The sequence below is a fragment of the Micromonospora desertarenae genome (assembly GCF_056150265.1).
The window spans coordinates 35,930-54,420 of the sequence record NZ_JAXCFQ010000020.1; the positions used below are offsets into that span (position 1 = coordinate 35,930).

General features: G+C 73.9%; 17 protein-coding genes. 7 read left to right on the forward strand and 10 right to left on the reverse strand.

Annotated elements, in window-relative coordinates; translation table 11 throughout:
• Nucleotides 1–4 precede the first annotated feature (4 nt).
• The gene (locus tag SM577_RS29520) at nt 5–397 is read left to right on the forward strand and encodes a YciI family protein (RefSeq protein WP_302918692.1); all 393 of its coding nucleotides are present in this window, start codon (nt 5–7) and stop codon (nt 395–397) included.
• A gap of 3 nt (nt 398–400) precedes the next feature.
• A complete protein-coding gene (locus tag SM577_RS29525; RefSeq protein ID WP_474588549.1) occupies nt 401–1,669 on the forward strand; it encodes an RNA polymerase sigma factor in 1,269 nt (422 codons plus the stop codon).
• Between the two features lie 71 nt (nt 1,670–1,740).
• On the opposite strand, the gene SM577_RS29530 is transcribed toward SM577_RS29525, so the two are convergent.
• Nucleotides 1,741–3,093 carry a cellulase family glycosylhydrolase gene (locus SM577_RS29530; RefSeq protein ID WP_474588517.1) on the reverse strand — a complete coding sequence of 451 codons (1,353 nt, stop codon included), beginning with the start codon at nt 3,091–3,093 and terminating at the stop codon, nt 1,741–1,743.
• A 245-nt stretch (nt 3,094–3,338) separates the two neighbouring features.
• On the opposite strand from SM577_RS29530, the gene SM577_RS29535 reads away from it, so the two are divergent.
• Both SM577_RS29535 and SM577_RS29540 read left to right on the forward strand, forming a co-directional pair.
• On the forward strand, nt 3,339–4,301 hold the full coding sequence (locus tag SM577_RS29535; protein ID WP_474581618.1) for a TIGR03557 family F420-dependent LLM class oxidoreductase: 963 nt from the start codon (nt 3,339–3,341) through the stop codon (nt 4,299–4,301).
• A 203-nt stretch (nt 4,302–4,504) separates the two neighbouring features.
• Complete coding sequence (locus SM577_RS29540; RefSeq protein WP_474581619.1) at nt 4,505–5,329, forward strand: alpha/beta fold hydrolase; 825 nt, start codon at nt 4,505–4,507, stop codon at nt 5,327–5,329.
• A 261-nt stretch (nt 5,330–5,590) separates the two neighbouring features.
• On the opposite strand, the gene SM577_RS29545 is transcribed toward SM577_RS29540, so the two are convergent.
• From SM577_RS29545 to SM577_RS29580, 8 genes are all read right to left on the reverse strand, one after another.
• Nucleotides 5,591–6,451, reverse strand: coding sequence for a hypothetical protein (locus SM577_RS29545; RefSeq protein ID WP_474581620.1), 861 nt, complete (start codon nt 6,449–6,451; stop codon nt 5,591–5,593).
• The gene (locus SM577_RS29550; protein ID WP_474588518.1) at nt 6,448–6,801 is read right to left on the reverse strand and encodes a sigma factor; all 354 of its coding nucleotides are present in this window, start codon (nt 6,799–6,801) and stop codon (nt 6,448–6,450) included. The genes SM577_RS29545 and SM577_RS29550 overlap by 4 nt, the downstream gene beginning before the upstream one ends.
• Before the next feature lie 97 nt (nt 6,802–6,898).
• On the reverse strand, nt 6,899–7,693 hold the full coding sequence (locus SM577_RS29555; protein WP_474588519.1) for an endonuclease/exonuclease/phosphatase family protein: 795 nt from the start codon (nt 7,691–7,693) through the stop codon (nt 6,899–6,901).
• Nucleotides 7,694–7,700: 7 nt separating this feature from the next.
• The gene (locus SM577_RS29560) at nt 7,701–9,191 is read right to left on the reverse strand and encodes a phosphatase PAP2 family protein (protein ID WP_474588520.1); all 1,491 of its coding nucleotides are present in this window, start codon (nt 9,189–9,191) and stop codon (nt 7,701–7,703) included.
• Between the two features lie 78 nt (nt 9,192–9,269).
• The gene (locus SM577_RS29565; protein ID WP_302917454.1) at nt 9,270–10,271 is read right to left on the reverse strand and encodes a YihY/virulence factor BrkB family protein; all 1,002 of its coding nucleotides are present in this window, start codon (nt 10,269–10,271) and stop codon (nt 9,270–9,272) included.
• Nucleotides 10,264–11,265: a diacylglycerol/lipid kinase family protein gene (locus SM577_RS29570; RefSeq protein ID WP_302917455.1), complete on the reverse strand. Its 1,002-nt coding sequence runs from the start codon at nt 11,263–11,265 to the stop codon at nt 10,264–10,266. Before SM577_RS29570 ends, SM577_RS29565 begins: the two co-directional genes overlap by 8 nt.
• A gap of 125 nt (nt 11,266–11,390) precedes the next feature.
• Complete coding sequence (locus SM577_RS29575; RefSeq protein ID WP_302917456.1) at nt 11,391–11,966, reverse strand: Clp protease N-terminal domain-containing protein; 576 nt, start codon at nt 11,964–11,966, stop codon at nt 11,391–11,393.
• Nucleotides 11,966–12,202 carry an HTH domain-containing protein gene (locus SM577_RS29580; RefSeq protein WP_088995221.1) on the reverse strand — a complete coding sequence of 79 codons (237 nt, stop codon included), beginning with the start codon at nt 12,200–12,202 and terminating at the stop codon, nt 11,966–11,968. The genes SM577_RS29575 and SM577_RS29580 overlap by 1 nt, the downstream gene beginning before the upstream one ends.
• A gap of 318 nt (nt 12,203–12,520) precedes the next feature.
• On the opposite strand from SM577_RS29580, the gene SM577_RS29585 reads away from it, so the two are divergent.
• Nucleotides 12,521–13,093, forward strand: coding sequence for a PP2C family protein-serine/threonine phosphatase (locus SM577_RS29585; RefSeq protein ID WP_474588521.1), 573 nt, complete (start codon nt 12,521–12,523; stop codon nt 13,091–13,093).
• Between the two features lie 176 nt (nt 13,094–13,269).
• On the opposite strand, the gene SM577_RS29590 is transcribed toward SM577_RS29585, so the two are convergent.
• Nucleotides 13,270–13,857: a hypothetical protein gene (locus tag SM577_RS29590; RefSeq protein WP_474588522.1), complete on the reverse strand. Its 588-nt coding sequence runs from the start codon at nt 13,855–13,857 to the stop codon at nt 13,270–13,272.
• A gap of 1,254 nt (nt 13,858–15,111) precedes the next feature.
• Between SM577_RS29590 and SM577_RS29595 the strand changes: the two genes are divergently transcribed.
• A complete protein-coding gene (locus tag SM577_RS29595) occupies nt 15,112–15,942 on the forward strand; it encodes a universal stress protein (RefSeq protein ID WP_474581626.1) in 831 nt (276 codons plus the stop codon).
• A 126-nt stretch (nt 15,943–16,068) separates the two neighbouring features.
• The gene (locus tag SM577_RS29600; RefSeq protein ID WP_302917460.1) at nt 16,069–18,471 is read left to right on the forward strand and encodes a phosphoketolase family protein; all 2,403 of its coding nucleotides are present in this window, start codon (nt 16,069–16,071) and stop codon (nt 18,469–18,471) included.
• Nucleotides 18,472–18,491: the final 20 nt, after the last annotated feature.

Consider the following 18,491-nt stretch of genomic DNA (forward strand, 5'->3'; position numbering starts at 1 on the left):
GTACATGTTGCTGATGCAGTTCAGCTCGGCGGGCACGGACTTCCCCTCGATCGAGACGTGGACGCCCGAGGAGATCCAGGCGCACATCGCCTTCATGGGGGACGTGAACGCGAAGCTGGTCGCCGACGGGGAGTGGGTCCAGGGCGAGGGGCTCGCCGGGCCGGCGCAGGCGAAGATCGTCCGGGCGGGCGCGGACGGGGCGCCGGTGGTCACCGAGGGCCCGTTCGCCGAGACCAAGGAGTTCCTCGCCGGCTGGTGGATCGTCGACACCGACAGCCCGGAGCGGGCCGTCGAGATCGCCGCGCACATCTCCACCGCGCCCGGCCCGGGTGGCCGGCCGCTGAACATGCCGATCGAGGTGCATCCGGTGATGTCCGCGCCACCGCAGGAGATGTGACGACTGTCCGCCCCTGACCGAGGTGTCGAGGACCTGCTGCGCGAGCTGGCGCCGCAGGTCCTCGGCGTGCTCGCGCGCCGGTTCGGTGACTTCGCCACCGCCGAGGACGCGGTGCAGGAGGCGCTGCTGGCGGCGGCGACCCAGTGGCCGGCCGGGGGTACGCCGGACAACCCGCGCGGCTGGCTCATCCAGGTCGCGTACCGCCGGATGGTCGAACTGGTCCGCGGCGAGGCGGCCCGGCGACGCCGGGAGGATCTCGTCGCCCGCCGCGAGCCGGACGACCGCCAGGTCGTGCCGGCGGTGGACGAGCAGCTGACCGCCGACCGCGACGACACGCTGGTGCTGCTCTTCCTCTGCTGCCACCCGGCGCTCTCGCCGGCCTCGCAGATCGCGCTGACCCTGCGCGCGGTGGGCGGGCTCAGCACCGCCGAGATCGCCCGCGCCTTCCTCGTGCCCGAGGCCACCATGGCGCAACGGATCAGCCGGGCCAAGCAGCGCATCCGCAGCTCCGGCCTGCCGTTCCGGATGCCCGACGAGCGGGACCGGGAGCGACGGCTGGCCGCGGTGCTGCACGTGCTCTACCTGATCTTCACCGAGGGGCACACCGCCAGCCTGGGCGCGGAACTGCGCCGGGTGGACCTGGCCGAGGAGGCCATCCGGCTGGCCCGGGCGATCCACCGGCTGCTGCCCGACGACAGCGAGGTCGCCGGGCTGCTGGCGCTGATGCTGCTCACCGACGCCCGCAGCGCGGCCCGGACCGGGCCGGCCGGCGAGCTGATCTCCCTGGCCGAGCAGGACCGGAGCCGCTGGGACGCGGCGCTGATCGCCGAGGGCGTCGCGCTGGTCACCCGGGCGCTGCCGCGCGGGCCGGTCGGGCCGTACCAGCTCCAGGCGGCCATCGCGGCGCTGCACGACGAGGCGCCCACCGCTGAGCAGACCGACTGGCCGCAGATCCTCGCCCTGTACCAGGTGCTGGAGCGGCACTCCGCCAGCCCGGTGGTGGCGCTGAACCGGGCGGTGGCCACCGCCATGGTGCACGGCCCGGCCGCCGGGCTGGACGCCCTCGCCGCCCTGGCCGACGATCCACGGCTGGCCGGGCACCACCGGCTGCACGCGGCCCGCGCCCACCTGTACGAGATGGCCGGTGACCGGGACCGCGCGGTGCACCACTACCGGGTGGCCGCCGGGCTCACCACCAGCCTGCCCGAGCAGCGTTACCTCACCATGCGCGCGGCCAGGATCGCCACGGCCGAGGGCGCCGCCCCGTCCTGACCGGCCCGGCGGCGACCGGTCGGCGGGGTGGCCGGGCCCGCGCGGACCCGGCCACCGGTGGTGCTCGCCGGTCAGCCGGCGGCGCAGCTCACCGCCGGCACCGCGTTGGCGCCGTTCCAGCTGGCGATGAAGCCGAAGCTGGTGCTCGCGCCGGCGCCGAGCCGGCCGTTCCAGTCGACGTTGCGCGCGGTGACCGCCGACCCGCTGCTGGTCAGCCGGGTGTTCCAGGACTGGTTGACCGCCTGGCCGTTGGCGAACGTCCAGGTCGTCGTCCAGCCGGTGATCGCGGCCGACCCGGCGGTCACCTTCACCTCGCCCTGGAAGCCGCCGGGCCACTGGTTGACCACCGCGTAGCTGGACGTGCACCCGCCCGGCGGCGGGGTGGTCGGCGGCGGCGTGGTGGGCGGCGGCGTGGTCGGGGGCGGGGTGGTCGGCGGGGTGCCGAAGACGGTCGCCTCCCGGGCGGTCTGCCGGATGCCGTTGGCGCCGTTGAAGATCCGCTGCCCCCAGCTGGTCAGGCTGGCCGGGTTGAAGTTGGTGGCCATGTCGAGGTACTCGACCCCGCCGCCGTTGCCGCTCCACGACCAGCCGAGCCAGCCGATCCCGTTGGCCTGGGTGTAGGCGAAGATCGCCTCCTCGTCCGGGTCGCCGTCGGAGTGGTTGTGGCCGAACTCCCCGACCACGATGGGCAGTCCGGCGCTGCGGAACCGGCCGAGGTAGTCGCTGATCTCGGCGGCGGTGTCGAAGACGCCGTACATGTGGACGGAGAAGACGGTGTTGCGGTCCGGGTCGGCGGCGAACACCGACGCGGCGTTGTCGCGCATGGTGAACGCCCAGTCCTGACCCCAGTTCGGGGCGTCCACCATGATCGTGTGGTCGAAGCCGGCGGCACGCAGCCGTTTGATCGCGTTGCTGGTGTCGGTGGTCCAGGCCGCGTAGCCCTGGTTGCCGTACGGCTCGTTGCCGATGTTGACGATGACGTACTCCTCCTCGCCGGTGAGCACGTCGGCGAGGCTGATCCAGTAGTCGACGGCCTGGTCGAGGCTGGCCGCGCCGCTCTGCTCGCCGTAGCCGGTGGTGTCGTGCACCTCCAGCACGCAGATCAGCCGGTTGGCCTTGCACAGCGAGACGACGTTGGCGACGTCGGCGTCGGTGTTGCGGGTCCAGCGCTGGCCGCTGGCCAGCACCACCCGGACGGTGTTCGCGCCGAGCGCCTTGACGTTGGCGAACGAGCTGGTCTGCTGCGGGTACCAGGTGTGCGCGTGGTTGACGCCGCGCATGACGAACTCGGCGCCGTTGGCGTCGTAGAGCTTGCCGTTGGCGACGGTGAAGCCGGCCGCGGCCCGCGCCGGTGGCCCGAACGCCAGCACGGCGGCCAGGAGGGCGAGCAGGGCCGCGCCGGCGGCGGTGAGTCGTGTCTTCATGGCCTTCCTCAACGGGAGGACCCCCACTGCCCGGTGGGGAGGGAACTGACAGGGGAAGGCGGCCGCAGCCCGACGGCCGCCGCCCGGATCCCGGCGCAGGGATCAGCGTAGGCCGATGGGTTCGGGAACGCAATGAACCGGTTAAGGTCCGCCCGTCGGGGCGGCCCACGAACCGGACGGGAGGGTTGACCGACGGCCGCCGGGGTATCCGGGGATGTTCCGCCCGGGTCGGAAGGAGAGGCGTCATGGTCAGCGTGGGCTACACCCTGATGTGCGAGCAGGCCGGTCCCAAGCAACTGGTCGACCATGCGGTACGGGCCGAGGCGGCCGGCTTCGACCAGCTCGTCGTCTCCGACCACTACTACCCCTGGCTGGACTCCCAGGGGCACTCCCCGTACGCCTGGTCGGTGCTCGGCGCGGTCGCGCACGCCACCTCCCGGGCGGAGCTGATGTCTTTCGTCACCTGCCCGATCCGCCGCTACCACCCGGCCGTGGTGGCGCAGAAGGCGAGCACCGTCGGGGTGCTCTCGGACGGCCGGTTCACCCTCGGCCTGGGCGCCGGGGAGAACCTCAACGAGCACGTGGTGGGCGGCTGGCCGCACGTGCAGCAGCGGCACGAGATGTTCGAGGAGGCGCTGCAGATCATCCGGCCGCTGCTGAACGGCGAGACGCTGACCTTCTCCGGCAACCACTACGACGTGCCGGACGCCTACGTCTGGGACCGGCCGGACACCCCGGTGCCGATGGCGATCGCCGCCTCGGGCCGGCAGTCGGCCACCCTCGCCGCCGAGTACGGCAACGGCGTCATCGCCACCGAACCGGACCCGCACATCGTCGAACTGTTCGAGGACGCCGGCGGCGCCGGCCAGCCCCGGTACGGGCAGGTGGCCATCTGCTACGGCCCCGACGAGGCCGAGTGCCGCAAGATCGTGCACGACCAGTTCCGCTGGTTCGGGCTGGGCTGGAAGGTCAACGCCGAGCTGCCCGGGCCGGAGGGGTTCGCCGCGGCCACCCAGTTCGTCCGCGAGGAGGATGTCGCCGAGGGCATCTCCTGCGGGCCGGACGTGGACCGGCACGTCGAGGCGTTCAAGAAGTTCGTCGACGCCGGCTTCACCCACGTGGCGATCGTGCAGGTGGGCGGCGACAGCCAGCCGATGTTCCTGGACTGGGCGCAGGAGCAGCTGCTCCCGCGGCTGCGCGACCTGTGAGGCCCGCCCGACGCCCGGCCGGGAGCGCGACCGGCTCACCCGGTGGTCACGAACCGCCCGGGCCGGCCCGACGCCCCGCCGGGAGCGCGACCGGCTCACCTGCCGGCGGCGAACCGTCCGGGCCGGCGACGCGGGCGGTCGACCCACCGCGGCGGCCCACCACGCCGGATCCGGTCACCGAGCTGCTCCGCCGGCCGGCGAGCATGCCGCCCGGGCGGTTCGGGCCGGCGGACCTCCGCCTGGCGTTCGCCGCGCCACGCCCGGCCGCCGGGCTGACCAGCGAGTGGCGGCTGGTCGCCGGGCTGCGGACGCACACCCGCCGGGGCGGCGACCCGGGCACCGGCGCACCGCCGGTGGTGCTGGTGCACGGGCTGGCCGTGTCGCACCGCTACCTCACCCCGCTGGCCCTGGCGCTGGCCGCCAGCCATCCGGTGTACGTACCGGACCTGCCCGGCTTCGGGCTCTCCGCCCACCCCGACACCGCGTACGACGTGCCCGGGCACGCGGCGCACCTCGCCGCCTGGCTGGCCGCGTACCGGCTGCCGCCGGTCTGCCTGGTCGGGCACTCCTTCGGCGCGGAGGTCGCCGCGGCGGTCGCCGCCCGGCACCCCGACGCGGTCCGCGCGGTGGTGCTGGCCGGGCCGACCACCGATCCGACCTCGCGCTCCCGGCGTGCCCAGTTCGGACGGTGGCTGGTCGACACCCTCCGGGAGGCGCCGTTGCAGGCGCCGATCCTGCTGCGCGACGTCTGGGACGCCCGCCCCTGGCGGGTCTCCGCCACGCTGACCCACTCGGTGCGCAACGCGGTGGAGGCCGACCTGGTCCGGATAACCGCCCCGACCCTGGTGGTCACCGGCGCCCGGGACCCGGTGGTGCCACCGCCCTGGCGCAGCGAGCTGGCCCGGCTCGTCCCGGACGCCCGGGAGGTGGTGGTGCCCGGCGCCGCGCACAATGTCGCCACCACGGCCCCGGCGCAGGTCGCCGCCGCGATCCGCGCCTTCCTCGACCCCTCGACGACGGAGAGGTGACCCGATGCGCTTCGGAAACGTGGAGATCCGCCCGCTCGGCGGCGGCGTCGGCTGCCTGCTGATGATCCTCTTCTCGCTGGTCGCCTCGATCGTCCTGACCGTCGGGCTCAACCTCCTCTTCTGAACCCCGCCCCGCGCCCCACCGGGGCGCGGCCCACCGGGCGATCTTGGTAGAAAATGGCCCCTGTTGGGGCCGTTTCGTACCAAGATCCGAGCCGCTCTGCGCGTGCGGGGGGATCGGGCCGACAGCGGGTGCGGGGGTCAGTGGCGGAGGCCGAGGGCGGTCAGCACCTCGCGGGTGGTGGTGCGGATCGGGTCGAGCACTGTGTGACGGAGCCAGCGGGCGGCCGGGGTGACGGTGGCCCGCCAGGCGGCGGCGAACGCCCGGCCCACCGGCACCACGGCGTGCCGCCACAACCAGCCCGCCCCGCGCACGAACGGCCGCAGCGTCACGACGTACCCCCACCAGAGCAGCCGGCCGGCCGCCCACCAGGCCCAGCGGAGCGCGCCGAGCAGCACCCGGGCGACGGCCGCCGCGCCGCGCAGCAGCCACCGGCCGACGGCGGTCAGCCCGGCCAGCAGCCACCGGCCGAGCGGCGCGAGCCGGCGGGCCAGCCACGCCGCCGGCAGCCACACCAGGTGGTACGCCAACCAGGCCAGCGGCAGCCAGACCACCGTGCGCGCCAGCCAGGCGAGCCCGCGCCCCAACCAGACCAGCGGCACCCAGACCAGGATCCGGGCCAGCCAGGCCAGTCCCCGACCCAGCCACACCAGCGGCAGCCAGATGAGGTTGCGGAACAGCCAGAGCAGCGGCAGCCAGAGCACGTGGTGCAACAGCCACCGCAGCGGGCGCAGCAGCCACCGGTCGACGAAGCGGCCGACCGGGGCGAGCAGCCACCGGTGCAGCGCGGCCCCGACGACGGTGACCAGTTCCCAGGCCAGCCGGACCGGCAGCACCACGACCAGCGCGATCGCGCGGGCGACGGCGGCCACCAGCGGCGGGGGCGCGTCGGACCGGACCGGCGGCGGTGGCGGTGCCGGGGTGTCGGACGGGACCGGCGGCCGGGGCGGTGCGGGGGCATCGGGTCGGGCCGGCGGCCGGGGCGGTGCGGGGTCGATCACCGGATCACCGTAGCCAGCCGGGGCACCGCCATGCCGTCCGCGACCGTGTCCCCCTCGTCGCGCAGCCCGGTCCCCGCCGGTGGTTCCGGCGCGCGGTCGAACAGGTAGACCCCGAGCCACCGGGACCGGCGCTCCTGCCGGAAGGCGTTCACCAGCATCCGGTGCACGTAGGCGCCCAGGTCGTCGGCGTCCCGCACCCGGTGCCACTTCACGTAGAGCTGGACGAGCGTCTGCTGCACCACGTCGTCGGCGCGGTCGCCGTCGCCGGTCAGCAGGTACGCGGTGCGCCGCAGCTTCGGGGTGGCCCCGGTGACGAACTCGACGTACTCCTGCCGCTGTGTCGCCTGCATCGGCCACTCCCCGCTCCGGTCCGCGCGACTTCACCCGTACCGATGAGCGCCGGAGCGGAAAGGGTTGCACGCCCGCGCGGTCGATTTCGCGGACCGGTCAGCCCGGGGTCAGGTCCACCTCGGCGACGAGCGGGTAGTGGTCGGAGGCGTACTCCGTCTCGCCGCCGCGGAGCACCCGGCAGTCCCGCACCCGGGCGGCCAGCGCCGGCGTGCCGAGCAGGTAGTCCAGCCGCATCCCGGAGAACTCGCCGCCGCCGTGCCGGGTGGGCACGGTCAGCCCCTCGTCCGGCGTCCCGGCCGGGTACAGGTCGACCAGACCCGCTTCCAGCAGCCGGGCCACCGCCCGACTGTCCACCGTCCGCCCGTCCCGGCGCAGGTGCCGGCGGCGGTACGGCGGGGCGAGCCGGGCGAGCCGGTCGGTGTGGTCGGTGACCGGGTCGAGGGTGTTCAGGTCGCCGGCCAGCAGTGCCAGCTCGCCCGGCGCCCGGCGCAGCGCGGTCGCCGCCCAGCCCGCCTCGACCAGCCGCCGGGTGCCCGAGTACGGATGCAGGTGGGTGCTCAGCACGGTGAGCGGGCCGGCTCCGGTGGCCAGCACCACCCGCTGGGCGGCGTGGTGGAACGGCCGGCGCAGCGGACCGGCGCCCACCACCCGCCACGGCGGGCGGACCAGCACCGCGACCGGCTGCCCGAAGCAGGAGCGGGCCAGGTGGCCGCGCATCCCGAGCCGGGCGGCGAACCCGGCCAGCGCCCCGCCGTCGAAACCGCGCAGCTCCTGCACCGCGAGGACGTCCGGCCGCTGCCCGGCGACCACCCGCGACACCTGGTCCCGCCGGTCGGGGCCGCCCCGGTCCCGGCCGCCGGTGCGGATGTTCCAGGTCATCACCCGCAGCACGGGCCGCTCACTCCACCCGGGCGGCCTTGGCCAGCTCGTCGTCGAGGGTGCGCACGTCCTCGGACTCGATGCTCGGCCGGTTGCCCTCGCGCAGGTCCTCGTTCGGCCGGACGACCCAGTACAGCAGCCCGATCCAGAGTGTGGTGAGCATGATCGCGCCCATGAAGTCGGTCGGGTGGTGCATGCCCCGGTACATCCGGGAGACCGCCACCCCGACCGGCATGACCACCGCCAGCGCCACGAAGATCCACCGCCACCAGCGGTCGGTACGCGGGAAGACGATCAGCGTGATCGCGATCCAGACGCAGAGCGTGGCCGCGATGTGCCCGGACGGGAAGGACGAGGTGGGCATCGGCCCGTCCAGGTTCCCCACCGGCGGGCGCGGCCGGTCCACCGCGGCGGCCGCGGCGAGGAAGAGGCTCAGCTCGCCGAACATGGTCAGCGCCACGAACAGCACCGGTCGCCAGCGCCGCCACACGGCCAGCACCAGCGGGCAGAAGACCAGCGAGATGAGCAGGATGGCGTGGGTGTCGCCGGCCTTGCTCCACCACCAGCTGACGTCGTCCCGGCCCGGCGTGCGGTGCTCGGCGAACCACCGCGGCACGTCGGTGTCCAGGGTGGCGAAGAAGGTCCCGCCGGCGTGGTAGCTGACGAACATGCCGAAGCCGTAGAGGGCGCCGAGCACCAGCACCCAGCCGACGATCAGCTCGAACACGGCGGCCCGGGGGTGCGGCAGCAGGTGCGCCTCGTCCGGGGCGGGGGCCACGTCGTGCGCGGCCTCCGGCTCCAGCCCCTCGGTGATCGGCGGCACCGGCCGGCCGCGCTCCAGCCGCCACAACCGGAAGGCGTACGCGGTGACGCCGAGCCAGGCGGCGCCGAGCAGCCAGGCGCCCAGCACGTCGGAGACGAAGTGCACGCCGAGCGCGATCCGGGTCAGGCCGATCAGGATCACCACGGCGGCGACCAGGGCGATCGCCGGCTTGCGCCAGCGGCGCGACATGGCGGGCAGGAAGACCAGCAGCAGCGCCCCGTAGGCGACCATCGAGCCGAGCGCGTGCCCGCTGGGGAAGCTGTCCCCGGCGTAGCTGCCGATCGGCACCTCCACCTCGGGGCGCAGCCGGTCGACCAGCGTCTTCAGCGCCGGGTCGAGGATCAGCGCGCCGAGGCCGGTGACGATCAGGAAGACCGCGAGCCGGCCCTGCCGGCGGATCAGCAGGCCGATCACGGCGACCGACACCAGCCAGATGATGACCGCCCGGCCACCGAGGTCGGTGAGCGCGTTGAGCACGGTGACCAGCGGCCCGTGCGGGGCGACCAGGTCGTTGAGCCAGGCGGCCACGCCGTGGTCGACGTCGTAGAGCGGCGTCCACCGCACCCGGACCAGGACCAGCAGGATCCCGAAGCCGACCCCGGCCCCGAGCACCAGCGCCAGGCCGGCGAGGGTGCGTTCGGTGAAATGACCCAGGGGTCGTCGCAACGCCTCTCGGACCGTGGTCACGGCAGCCTCCCTTTCGCCTTCGGCGTGCCGCTTGTACCCGATCGGCGATTCTCGTACACCGGGCCGGGCCGGGGCCCGCTAGAGCGAGGTCATCTCGCCGGTGTCGAAGACCTCGTCCCGCTCGGACTCGGGCTCCCACAGGTCGGGCTGGGCCGGCTCCTGCACCCCGATCCGCACCGCCTCGAGCTGGGCGGCGAAGGCCAGCCCGCCGAAGAGCGCCATCCCGGTGAGGTTGGCCCAGAGCAGCAGGGCCATCATCCCGGTCAGCGCGCCGTACGTCTGGCCGAACCCGTCGCTGTACGCCACGTAGGCGGCGAGCAGCAGGCTGGCCAGCCACCACAGCGCGGTGGCGATGGCGGCGCCGAAGATCAGCCAGGACAGTCCCGGCTGCTTGCGCCGGGGCGCGTGCCGGAACAGCACGGCGACGGCCAGCACGGTCAGGCCGAGGCTCAGCGGCCAGCGGATCACGTCCCAGAAGCCGTGGACGAACTCGCCCCACTCGTAGTGCCGCTGCACGGAGTCGCCCATCGGACCGCCGCCGACCAGGATCAGGAAGCCGGTGAGCGCCGGCACGCCGGCGGTCAGCGCGAGGACGGCGGCGCGCACGTACTTCCACAGCGCCGGGCGGTCCCGCTCCACGCCGTAGATCCGGTTGGCGCCCCGCTCGATCTGGGCCATGGTGCTGGTCAGCGCCACCAGGCCGGTCAGCAGACCGAGGCTGAGCGCCAGCTCACCGGCGCGTTCGGTGCTCTCCCGCTCGCCCAGCAGTTCGGCCACCATCGGCTCGCTGGCGCCCGGGGTGAGCGCCAGGACGGTGTCCGCGACGACCTGCCCGCCCTCCTCCACGCCGAGTTCGCTGATCAGGCCGGTCAAAGCGATCATGAACGGCACCACGGCGAGGCAGAGTTGCAGCGCGAAGGCGCGCGAGTGGCTGAACCCGTCGCCGTAGCGGAACCGGATGAAGGCGTCCCGCAGCAGGTGCCAGCCACCCTCCCGGCGCAGGGTGTGCCAGGCGTCGTCGGCGGAGAGCTCCTCGTCGGCCATCAGCCGGGTCTCCGGCACCATCCGGGTGCTACTCACGGCGGGCCTCCTCGATGAGCTGCTCGCCCCGCTCGGCCGCGGCGTCGACGTCCACCGTCAGGTCGCGTGCCCGCTCCGGCTGCGGTACGCACAGCCAGAGCGCCCGGCGGCGGATCTCCGCCTTCAGCGTGCGGCCGGGGGCGATCAGGTCGCCGTCGAGTTCCCGGGGCTGGGCCCGGTTGCTGGTGATCTCCACCCGCCGGCAGCGGAAGACCTCCATCCGGGGTACCCGGTCCTGCCGGCGCAGCACGGCCCAGCCGAGCGCGAGCCAGTGCCGCAGGGTACGCGGGGTGAGCACGGCGACGTCGAGGTAGCCGTCGTCCGGCTCGGCCTCGGTCAGCAGGGTCAGCCCGCCCTGGAGCCGGCCGACGTTGGCGACCAGCACCGACCGGGCCCGCCGGCGCAGCGGCGGCTGGTCGTCGAGGCTGATCGAGACCCGCATCGGCCGGTCCCGCAGGTGCCGGGCGGCCCCCACCACGTACGCCGGCCAGCCGATCCGCGCCTTGGTGGTCTCGCTGGTCGCGGCGAGCATCTGGGCGTCGAAGCCCATCCCCGCCATCACGGTGAAGTAGTGGTCCTCGACCGCGCCGACGTCGAGCAGCCGCCGGCCGCGCTCGACGGCCACCTCGATGCCGGCGGCCAGGTCGGTGGAGAGGCCGAGGTTGGCGGCGAGCAGGTTGCCGGTGCCCTGGGGCAGCACCGCCAGCGCCACGTCGGTGCCGACCAGCCCGCGGACGCAGGACATCACGGTGCCGTCGCCGCCGCAGGCGAAGACCACCTCGACACCGGCCTTGACCGCCTGCTCGGTCTGGCCCCGGCCCGGGTCCTCGACGGTGGTCTCGTACCACAGCGGCTCCGGCCAGCCGGCCGCGGCGAGCGCGTCGTTGACGGTGCTCCGCAGCTCGTCGAGGTCGGCCACCTTGACCGGGTTGACCACCACGGCGGAGCGCGGCCCGCCGGCGCCCGCCGGTCGGCTCTCCTGTCCAGCATCCACGGCGTCAGTGTGCAGCACCGGGGGGCGTTCAGCGAGCCCACGGCGACCGCCCGTTGGCAGTGCCACAGACAGGTTTGCCGGCGCGGCCCGCCGACCGGCGGGCCGCGGCTCGGCCGAGCGGCGGGTCAGGCCGCGGTACGGAGCGCGACCTCCACCCGGCGGCGCAGGTCGGCGAGGTCGAGCCCGGCCTCGGTGAGCACCAGCGCGGCCAGCCCGTGCCCCTCGCGCAGCAGCCCGAGCAGGATGTGCTCGGTGCCGATGTGGTTGTGCCGCAGCCGGATCGCCTCGCGCAGGGACAGCTCCAGCACCTTCTTGGCGCGGGGCGAGAACGGGCCGCCCGCGTACCGCCGGCGCCACCAGCGGCGCGGGGCCGGCGCCGCCTCGCGGAGCGCGTCCGGGCCGAACGACTCCTCGATCCGGGCCACGATGGCGGCCAGGTCGATGCCGATCTCCCGCAGCGCCGCGGCATCGGCGTCGGCGAGGCCGGTGGCCCCGTGCGCGGTGTGCCGGTGGATCCGCTCCCGCAGGTCGTCGCCGCGGACGCCGGCCTCGGCGAGCACCCGCGCGGCGAGGCTGTCGCCGTCGGCGAGCAGTGCAAGGAGCAGGTGCTCGGTGCCGACCGGCCGCTGGCCCTCGCTGCGGGCCTCCTCGCGGGCCTGCCGCACCACGGTGCGGGCGCGGTCGGTGAACCGCTCGAACATCACGCCTCCCAGGATTGTCCGACCGCCGGTCGACCGGCGTGCTTCTTGTGGACCGCCTGCCGGCTGACCTCGAGCGCGTCGGCGATCTCCTGCCAGGACCAGCCCTGTCGACGGGCGTTGTCCACCTGGACCACCTCGAGCCGCTCGAGCAGCCGGCGCAGCGCGCGGACGGCGCGCAGGCCGACCCGGGGGTCGGTGCTGCCCGCGGCCGCCGCGAGTTCCGTCGCCTGACTCATGCCGTCAACTTACGTTGACACAGGCGGAGTTGTCAACCCTTGTTGACACGCGAGCCGCCCTCGGCCGGTGCTACGGTCCGCGCGTGTCCGCCGCAGCCCTTCCCGTCCGCCGGTGAGCACCGTGGTCGGCGACCCTCCTCCCACCGGGACGCACCGCTGGTCGGCCGGCGGGTTCACGCTGGAACTCACCGGCGGCAGCGTCGTCGGCAACCGCTACCGGGCGAACTACGACGTGTTGCACGTCGACCCGGCGTTGCCGTTCGCGGCGGTGGCCGACGGGATGGGCGACGGCGAGGGCAGCCGGCGGGCCGGCCGGCGATGGGCACGCTGGTCGAGCAGGTCCGGGCCGGGTGGCCGGCGACCGGCCCCCGCCCGTTGCGCGCCGCGGTGGCCCGGGCGCAGGCAGCCGTACGCGCCGCCGGCGCGGGCCGTCCCGAGCTGACCGGCTGTACGCTCACCGCCCTGCTCGTGGAGCCGGACGGCGGCCAGGGCTGGCTGGCCCAACTGGGCGACTCGCGCGCCTACCGACTCCGCGGCGGCCTGCTGGAACTGCTCACCGTGGACCACACGGTGGCCTGGCTCGGCGTCGTGCACGGCTGGTACCCGGCCGACTCCCCCGCCGCCGCCCGGGCCCGCTACCAGCTCACCCGGTACGCCGGCCACCCGGACGGACCCGAGGCGGACCTGCTCGCCGTCACGCTGCGCCCCGGCGACACCCTGCTGCTCTGCACCGACGGGGTCAGCGACCAGGTCGACTACCACCGGCTGCGGGACCTTCTGTCGACCCGCCAACCGGCCGACGCCGTCCGCGCGCTGCTGGACGCCACGCTGGCCGCCGGCGGCGACGACAACGCCGCGGCCGTCCTCCGCGTCCACGCCCCGACGCGCTGACGGCACCGACCCGATCGACACGTCTGCCCACCCCTGCCAGGCGGGTGTAGCGGCGCCCTCACCCCCCACCGGCGTGTGCCGGGCAAGGGCTACCGCGCCCGGAACCGGACGCGGAAACGCCGCTGGCCGGCACCCGTTCCGGTGCCGGCCAGCGGTCGGTCCTTCATGTTCGGTTGTCAGTTGTTCCAGTGCTCGGCGACGAGGTCGGCGGCCTGCTGTTCCCACTGGGCGTAGTGGTCGGGGTAGGCCGACACCTGCACCGTCTGGGCGGCGACGGTCAGGGGCATGTCCTGCCAGCCGTCGACCTGCTTGAGGCCCTTGAGGAACGCCATGGTGGAGTACTCGGGGTCGGTGATCTGCTCGACCGTGCCCCAACCCGAGGACGGGCGCTGCTGGAACAGGCCCTGCGAGTCGTGGTCGTTGCGGTCACCCAGGTGACCCAGGTTCTCCAGCTTCGACTCCTGCAACGCGGTGCCGATGGCCACCACGGCGGCCCGCTCGTCCATGCCGGACTTCTTCGTCGCCGCGATGATCGCCTTCACATTCGCGGTCTGCTCATCGTTCAGCTCGATGCGCGACTGCTCACCCTGCACACCATGCGGGATCAGCTTCGCCTTGTCCGGCTTGTCGGCCTGCACGGTCACGGCGACCGGCTTGACCGCCTCAACCGGAGCAGCGTGGGCGGCGGTGGGGCCGGCGACGACGCCACCGGCGAACGCCAGACCAGCGATACCCAGAACGCTCTTACGCATGATCGTGTTCATCACAAAAGCTCCTTCGGGGGTCAACGCCACCAGCCCAAAGGGGGAACGGGCACAGGGGCGCAAGCACCACCAGGGCGCTCAGAAAGACTTCGGGGGATCCGGCACGCGCGGGCGGGGGATGCCCTGGTACCGGGATGCCCGGCAGACCTGCGAGACGGTGTCCTTCGCGGTGCCGGACTGTATGTAACGACCACCAGGCCACCATCATTCCGGGGCCCTCAACCCTCACCGGCGTGCGCCGGTGGGGACCGGTGCGGCGATCGTTCGGGGGGATGCAACGACCACCGGGCCGCCGTCATTCCGGGGCCACGACCCTCAACCGGCGGGTGCCGGCGGGACCGGTCCTGCGATCGTCAGGGAGATGTAACGACCGGCCGCCCGCCATCATTCCGCCAGGCCCGGGACCCTCTCGCCGGCCATACCAGCGAGCCCTTGCTCGATCGTTCGCGAGGTATAACGCCCCCGACCCGGGCCCGATTCCGCCACCTGGATGCCGCCGGTCACACCCACGAACCCGACAAACCCCCCAGGCGGCACGGCGGCTCATACGGCCGGCCCTCAATCGCCGGGAAGATCGACTCCATGTCGCCGATATGGGGCCATCCCGACCCAGTTGACACCGCCACATCGGCGAAACGGCGCAGGCCGCCCGGGTCGATACCGCCACATCGGCGAAACAGCGCCAACCCCGCGGCACACCCGACAAGCCCCGTGCGCGGAATATCCCCGACACGGGGCGACCCCGACCACGAACCGGGACCGAGCGACCAGAACAGGCCCGCCGCGCCGACACGGGCGGCCTGGACCACGACGGGGGTGTGGCCCGCCGTGACCGGCGCAGGGATCAAGCCTGACCGCCCGGAGCCGGTCACGGCGGGCCACACCCCCAACCGCAACCACCCACCCACCGCAAGACGAACCCCGGCCAGGAACCAAGCCTGACGCCCGAAGCCGGTCCCGGCCGGCCACACCGCAACAGCCTGCACCCCGAGCCGACCGCGGCCCAGGGAGCAAGCCAGACCGCCGGGTCACGGCGCCCACACCCGCAACCGCAACATCCACGCACCCCAAGCCGACCCCGGCCCAGGGATCAAGCCGGTCGCTGGAAGCAGCCCGAGGAGACCGGGCAGCCCGGAACGCCCCCGCCGGAGCCGGACCCGGAGCCGGCGATACCGCCCCGAGCCCGTACGGTCGGGACTAACCTCGGGTGGGAGCCAGTCGTGCCGGGCGCGACGCCTGCGGAGGTGATGCCGGATGGCCGCAGCCGCCGACGCAGCGGTGCTGGTCGGTGTCGGCTCGGAGCGCAACTACCCCGCGGTCCGGCTGGCCGCGCAGGAGGCCGCCGCGCACGAGCGGCAACTGCACCTGCTGCACGCGTTCAACTGGACCGCCGCCTTCGAGGCGCCGACGATCGCCCAGCCCCGTGTCCACGCCGAGGAACTGCTCACCGAGGCACACCGGATCGCCGCCGAGGTCGCGCCGGACCTACCGGTGCACGAGGAGATCGTGGAGGGGCCGGCGGTGGCCGTGCTGGTCCGCCGGTCGGACTCGGCGTTCCTGGCCGTGGTGGGCGACGGCGGCATGGCGGCCTGCGCGGACTGCGTACCGGCCGAAGCGCCGGCCGTGCAGTTGGCCGCGCGGGCCGGCTGCCCCGTGCTGGTGGCCCGCCGGGAGCCGCCGCCACAGGGCCCGGTGCTGGTCGGCGTGGACGGCACCGCCAGCTCCGAGGCCGCGCTGGAGTGGGCGGTCGACTGCGCCGCCCGGCGGGAGGCGCGCCTGCTGGCGGTACGGGTGGTCGAGCCGGACGAGACCATCGAGGACGCCACCGGCCAGCTCGAAGCGGTGGTGGCCCGGTACGCGGGCCGCCGCCCGGACCTGCCCACCGAGTGCCACGCGATCCGTGGCGACCCGGGCAACGTCCTGGTCGACCAGTCGCGCTCGGCCCAGCTGGCCGTGGTCGCGGCCCGGGGCGACGAGCCGGCGCGGGGCATGCTCGGCGCGGTGAGCCAGTCGTTGCTCTACCACTCACCGGCGCCGGTGATCGTGATCCGGGGGTTGACCGGGATCCCGACGGGTGGGGCCTAGCGCCCGGCCGGCGCGGGACCAACGGCCCTGAGCCGTACCGGCACGGTCGGCGAAGCTGGGATCGGCCCGGATGGATCCGCGCTGTGAAGATGCAGGATTCCCCTACCCGCGAGAGGCTCAGGCAGTATGGACACCGCTCTCGACCTGCACGGCCCCCTGACCGAAGACGAGCTGCGCCGGCTGGACGCCTACTGGCGGGCGGCGAACTACCTCACCGTCGGGCAGATCTACCTGCTGGACAATCCGCTGCTGCGCGAACCGCTGACGCCGGAGCACGTCAAGCCGCGGCTGCTGGGCCACTGGGGCACGTCGCCGGGGTTGAACCTGCTCTACGCCCACCTGAACCGGGTGATCGTCAACCGTGACCTGTCGGCCATGTTCATCACCGGGCCCGGCCACGGCGGGCCGGCGATCGTGGCGAACACCTGGCTGGAGGGCACCTGGAGCGAGAAGTACCACGGCACCGGCCGCGACGAGGCCGGCATGGCGCGGCTGTTCCGCCAGTTCTCCTTCCCCGGCGGCATCCCCAGCCACGTGGCGGCGGAGGTGCCGGGTTCGATCCACGAGGGCGGCGAGCTGGGGTACGCGCTGAGCCACGCCTACGGCGCCGCGTTCGACCATCCGGACCTGCTGGTGGCCTGCGTGATCGGTGACGGCGAGGCGGAGACCGGCCCGCTGGCCGGCAGTTGGCTCTCCAACGTCTTCCTCAACCCGGCCCGCGACGGTGCGGTGCTGCCGATCCTGCACCTGAACGGCTACAAGATCGCCAACCCGACGGTGCTGGACCGGATCCCGGCCGACGACCTGCTGGAGATGATGCGCGGCTTCGGCTACCAGCCGTACGTGGTGGCCGGCGACGAGCCGGCGCAGGTGCACCAGGCGCTCGCCGCGACCCTGGACCGGGCGCTGGACGAGATCGCCGCGATCCAGCGGGCGGCCCGCTCCGGTGGCGCCGTCGAGCGCCCGCGCTGGCCGATGATCATCCTGCGGACGCCGAAAGGCTGGACCGGGCCGCGCGACGTGGACGGCAAGCAGGTCGAGGGCACCTACCGTTCGCACCAGGTGCCGCTGTCCGAGGTACGCAAGAACCCGGACCACCTGGCCGAGCTGGAGCGCTGGCTACGCAGCTACCGGCCGGAGGAGCTCTTCGACGCCACCGGCGCCCCGGTCGCCGAGCTGCTCGACCTGCCGCCCGGGGGCGACCGGCGGATGAGCGCCAACCCGGTCACCAACGGCGGGGTGGTGCTGCGCGAGCTGAACCTGCCGGACTTCCGCGACTACGCGGTGGACGTACCCCGGCCGGGTGCGACGGTCGCCGGGGCCACCGGCGCGCTGGGGCCCTGGATCCGGGACGTGATCGCGGCCAACCCGGAGACGTTCCGGCTCTTCGCCCCGGACGAGGTCGCCTCGAACCGGCTCGGTGCCGCGTTCGAGGTCACCGACCGGGTCTGGCTGGCCGGCACGGTGCCGGGCGACGACCACCTCTCCCCCGACGGCCGGGTGATGGAGGTGCTCTCCGAGCACCTGTGCCAGGGCTGGCTGGAGGGCTACCTGCTGACCGGCCGGCACGGCCTCTTCACCAGTTACGAGGCGTTCATCCACATCGTCGACTCGATGGTCAACCAGCACGCCAAGTGGTTGAAGGTGACCCGCGGCATCCCCTGGCGGCAGCCGGTGGCCTCGCTGAACTACCTGCTCTCCAGTCACGTGTGGCGGCAGGACCACAACGGCTTCTCGCACCAGGACCCGGGCTTCATCGACCACGTGATGAACAAGAAGGCCGAGGTGGTGCGGGTCTACCTGCCGCCGGACGGGAACACGCTGCTCTCGACCATGGACCACTGCCTGCGCAGCCGGCACTACATCAACGTGGTGGTCGCCGGCAAGCAGCCCGCCCCGAACTGGCTGTCGATGGACGAGGCGATCCAGCACGCCCGGCGGGGCATCGGCATCTGGGACTGGGCCAGCACCGACCAGGGCAGCGAACCGGACGTGGTGCTCGCCTGCGCCGGGGACGTACCGACGCTGGAGACCCTGGCCGCCGCGGACCTGCTGCACCGGCACCTGCCCGAGCTGAAGGTGCGGGTGGTCAACGTGGTGGACCTGATGCGGCTCCAGCCGGCCTCGGAGCACCCGCACGGCCTGTCCGACAAGGAGTTCGACACGATCTTCACGCAGAACCGGCCGGTCATCTTCGCCTACCACGGCTACCCGTGGCTGATCCACCGGCTCACCTACCGGCGCACCAACCACGACAACCTGCACGTGCGCGGCTACAAGGAGGAGGGCACCACCACCACGCCGTTCGACATGGTGATGCTCAACGACCTCGACCGGTTCCACCTGGTCATCGACGTGATCGACCGGGTGCCGGGGCTGGCCGCCCGGGCCGCGCACCTGCGCCAGGAGATGGTCGACGCCCGCCAGTCCTGCCGGGACTACACCCGCCGCTACGGCGAGGACGACCCGCGGGTGGCGGAGTGGCGCTGGATCCGCGAGACCGATCCGGGCCTGCGGGGCGGGCAGTGAGCGCGCCGGGCGCGGCGGTG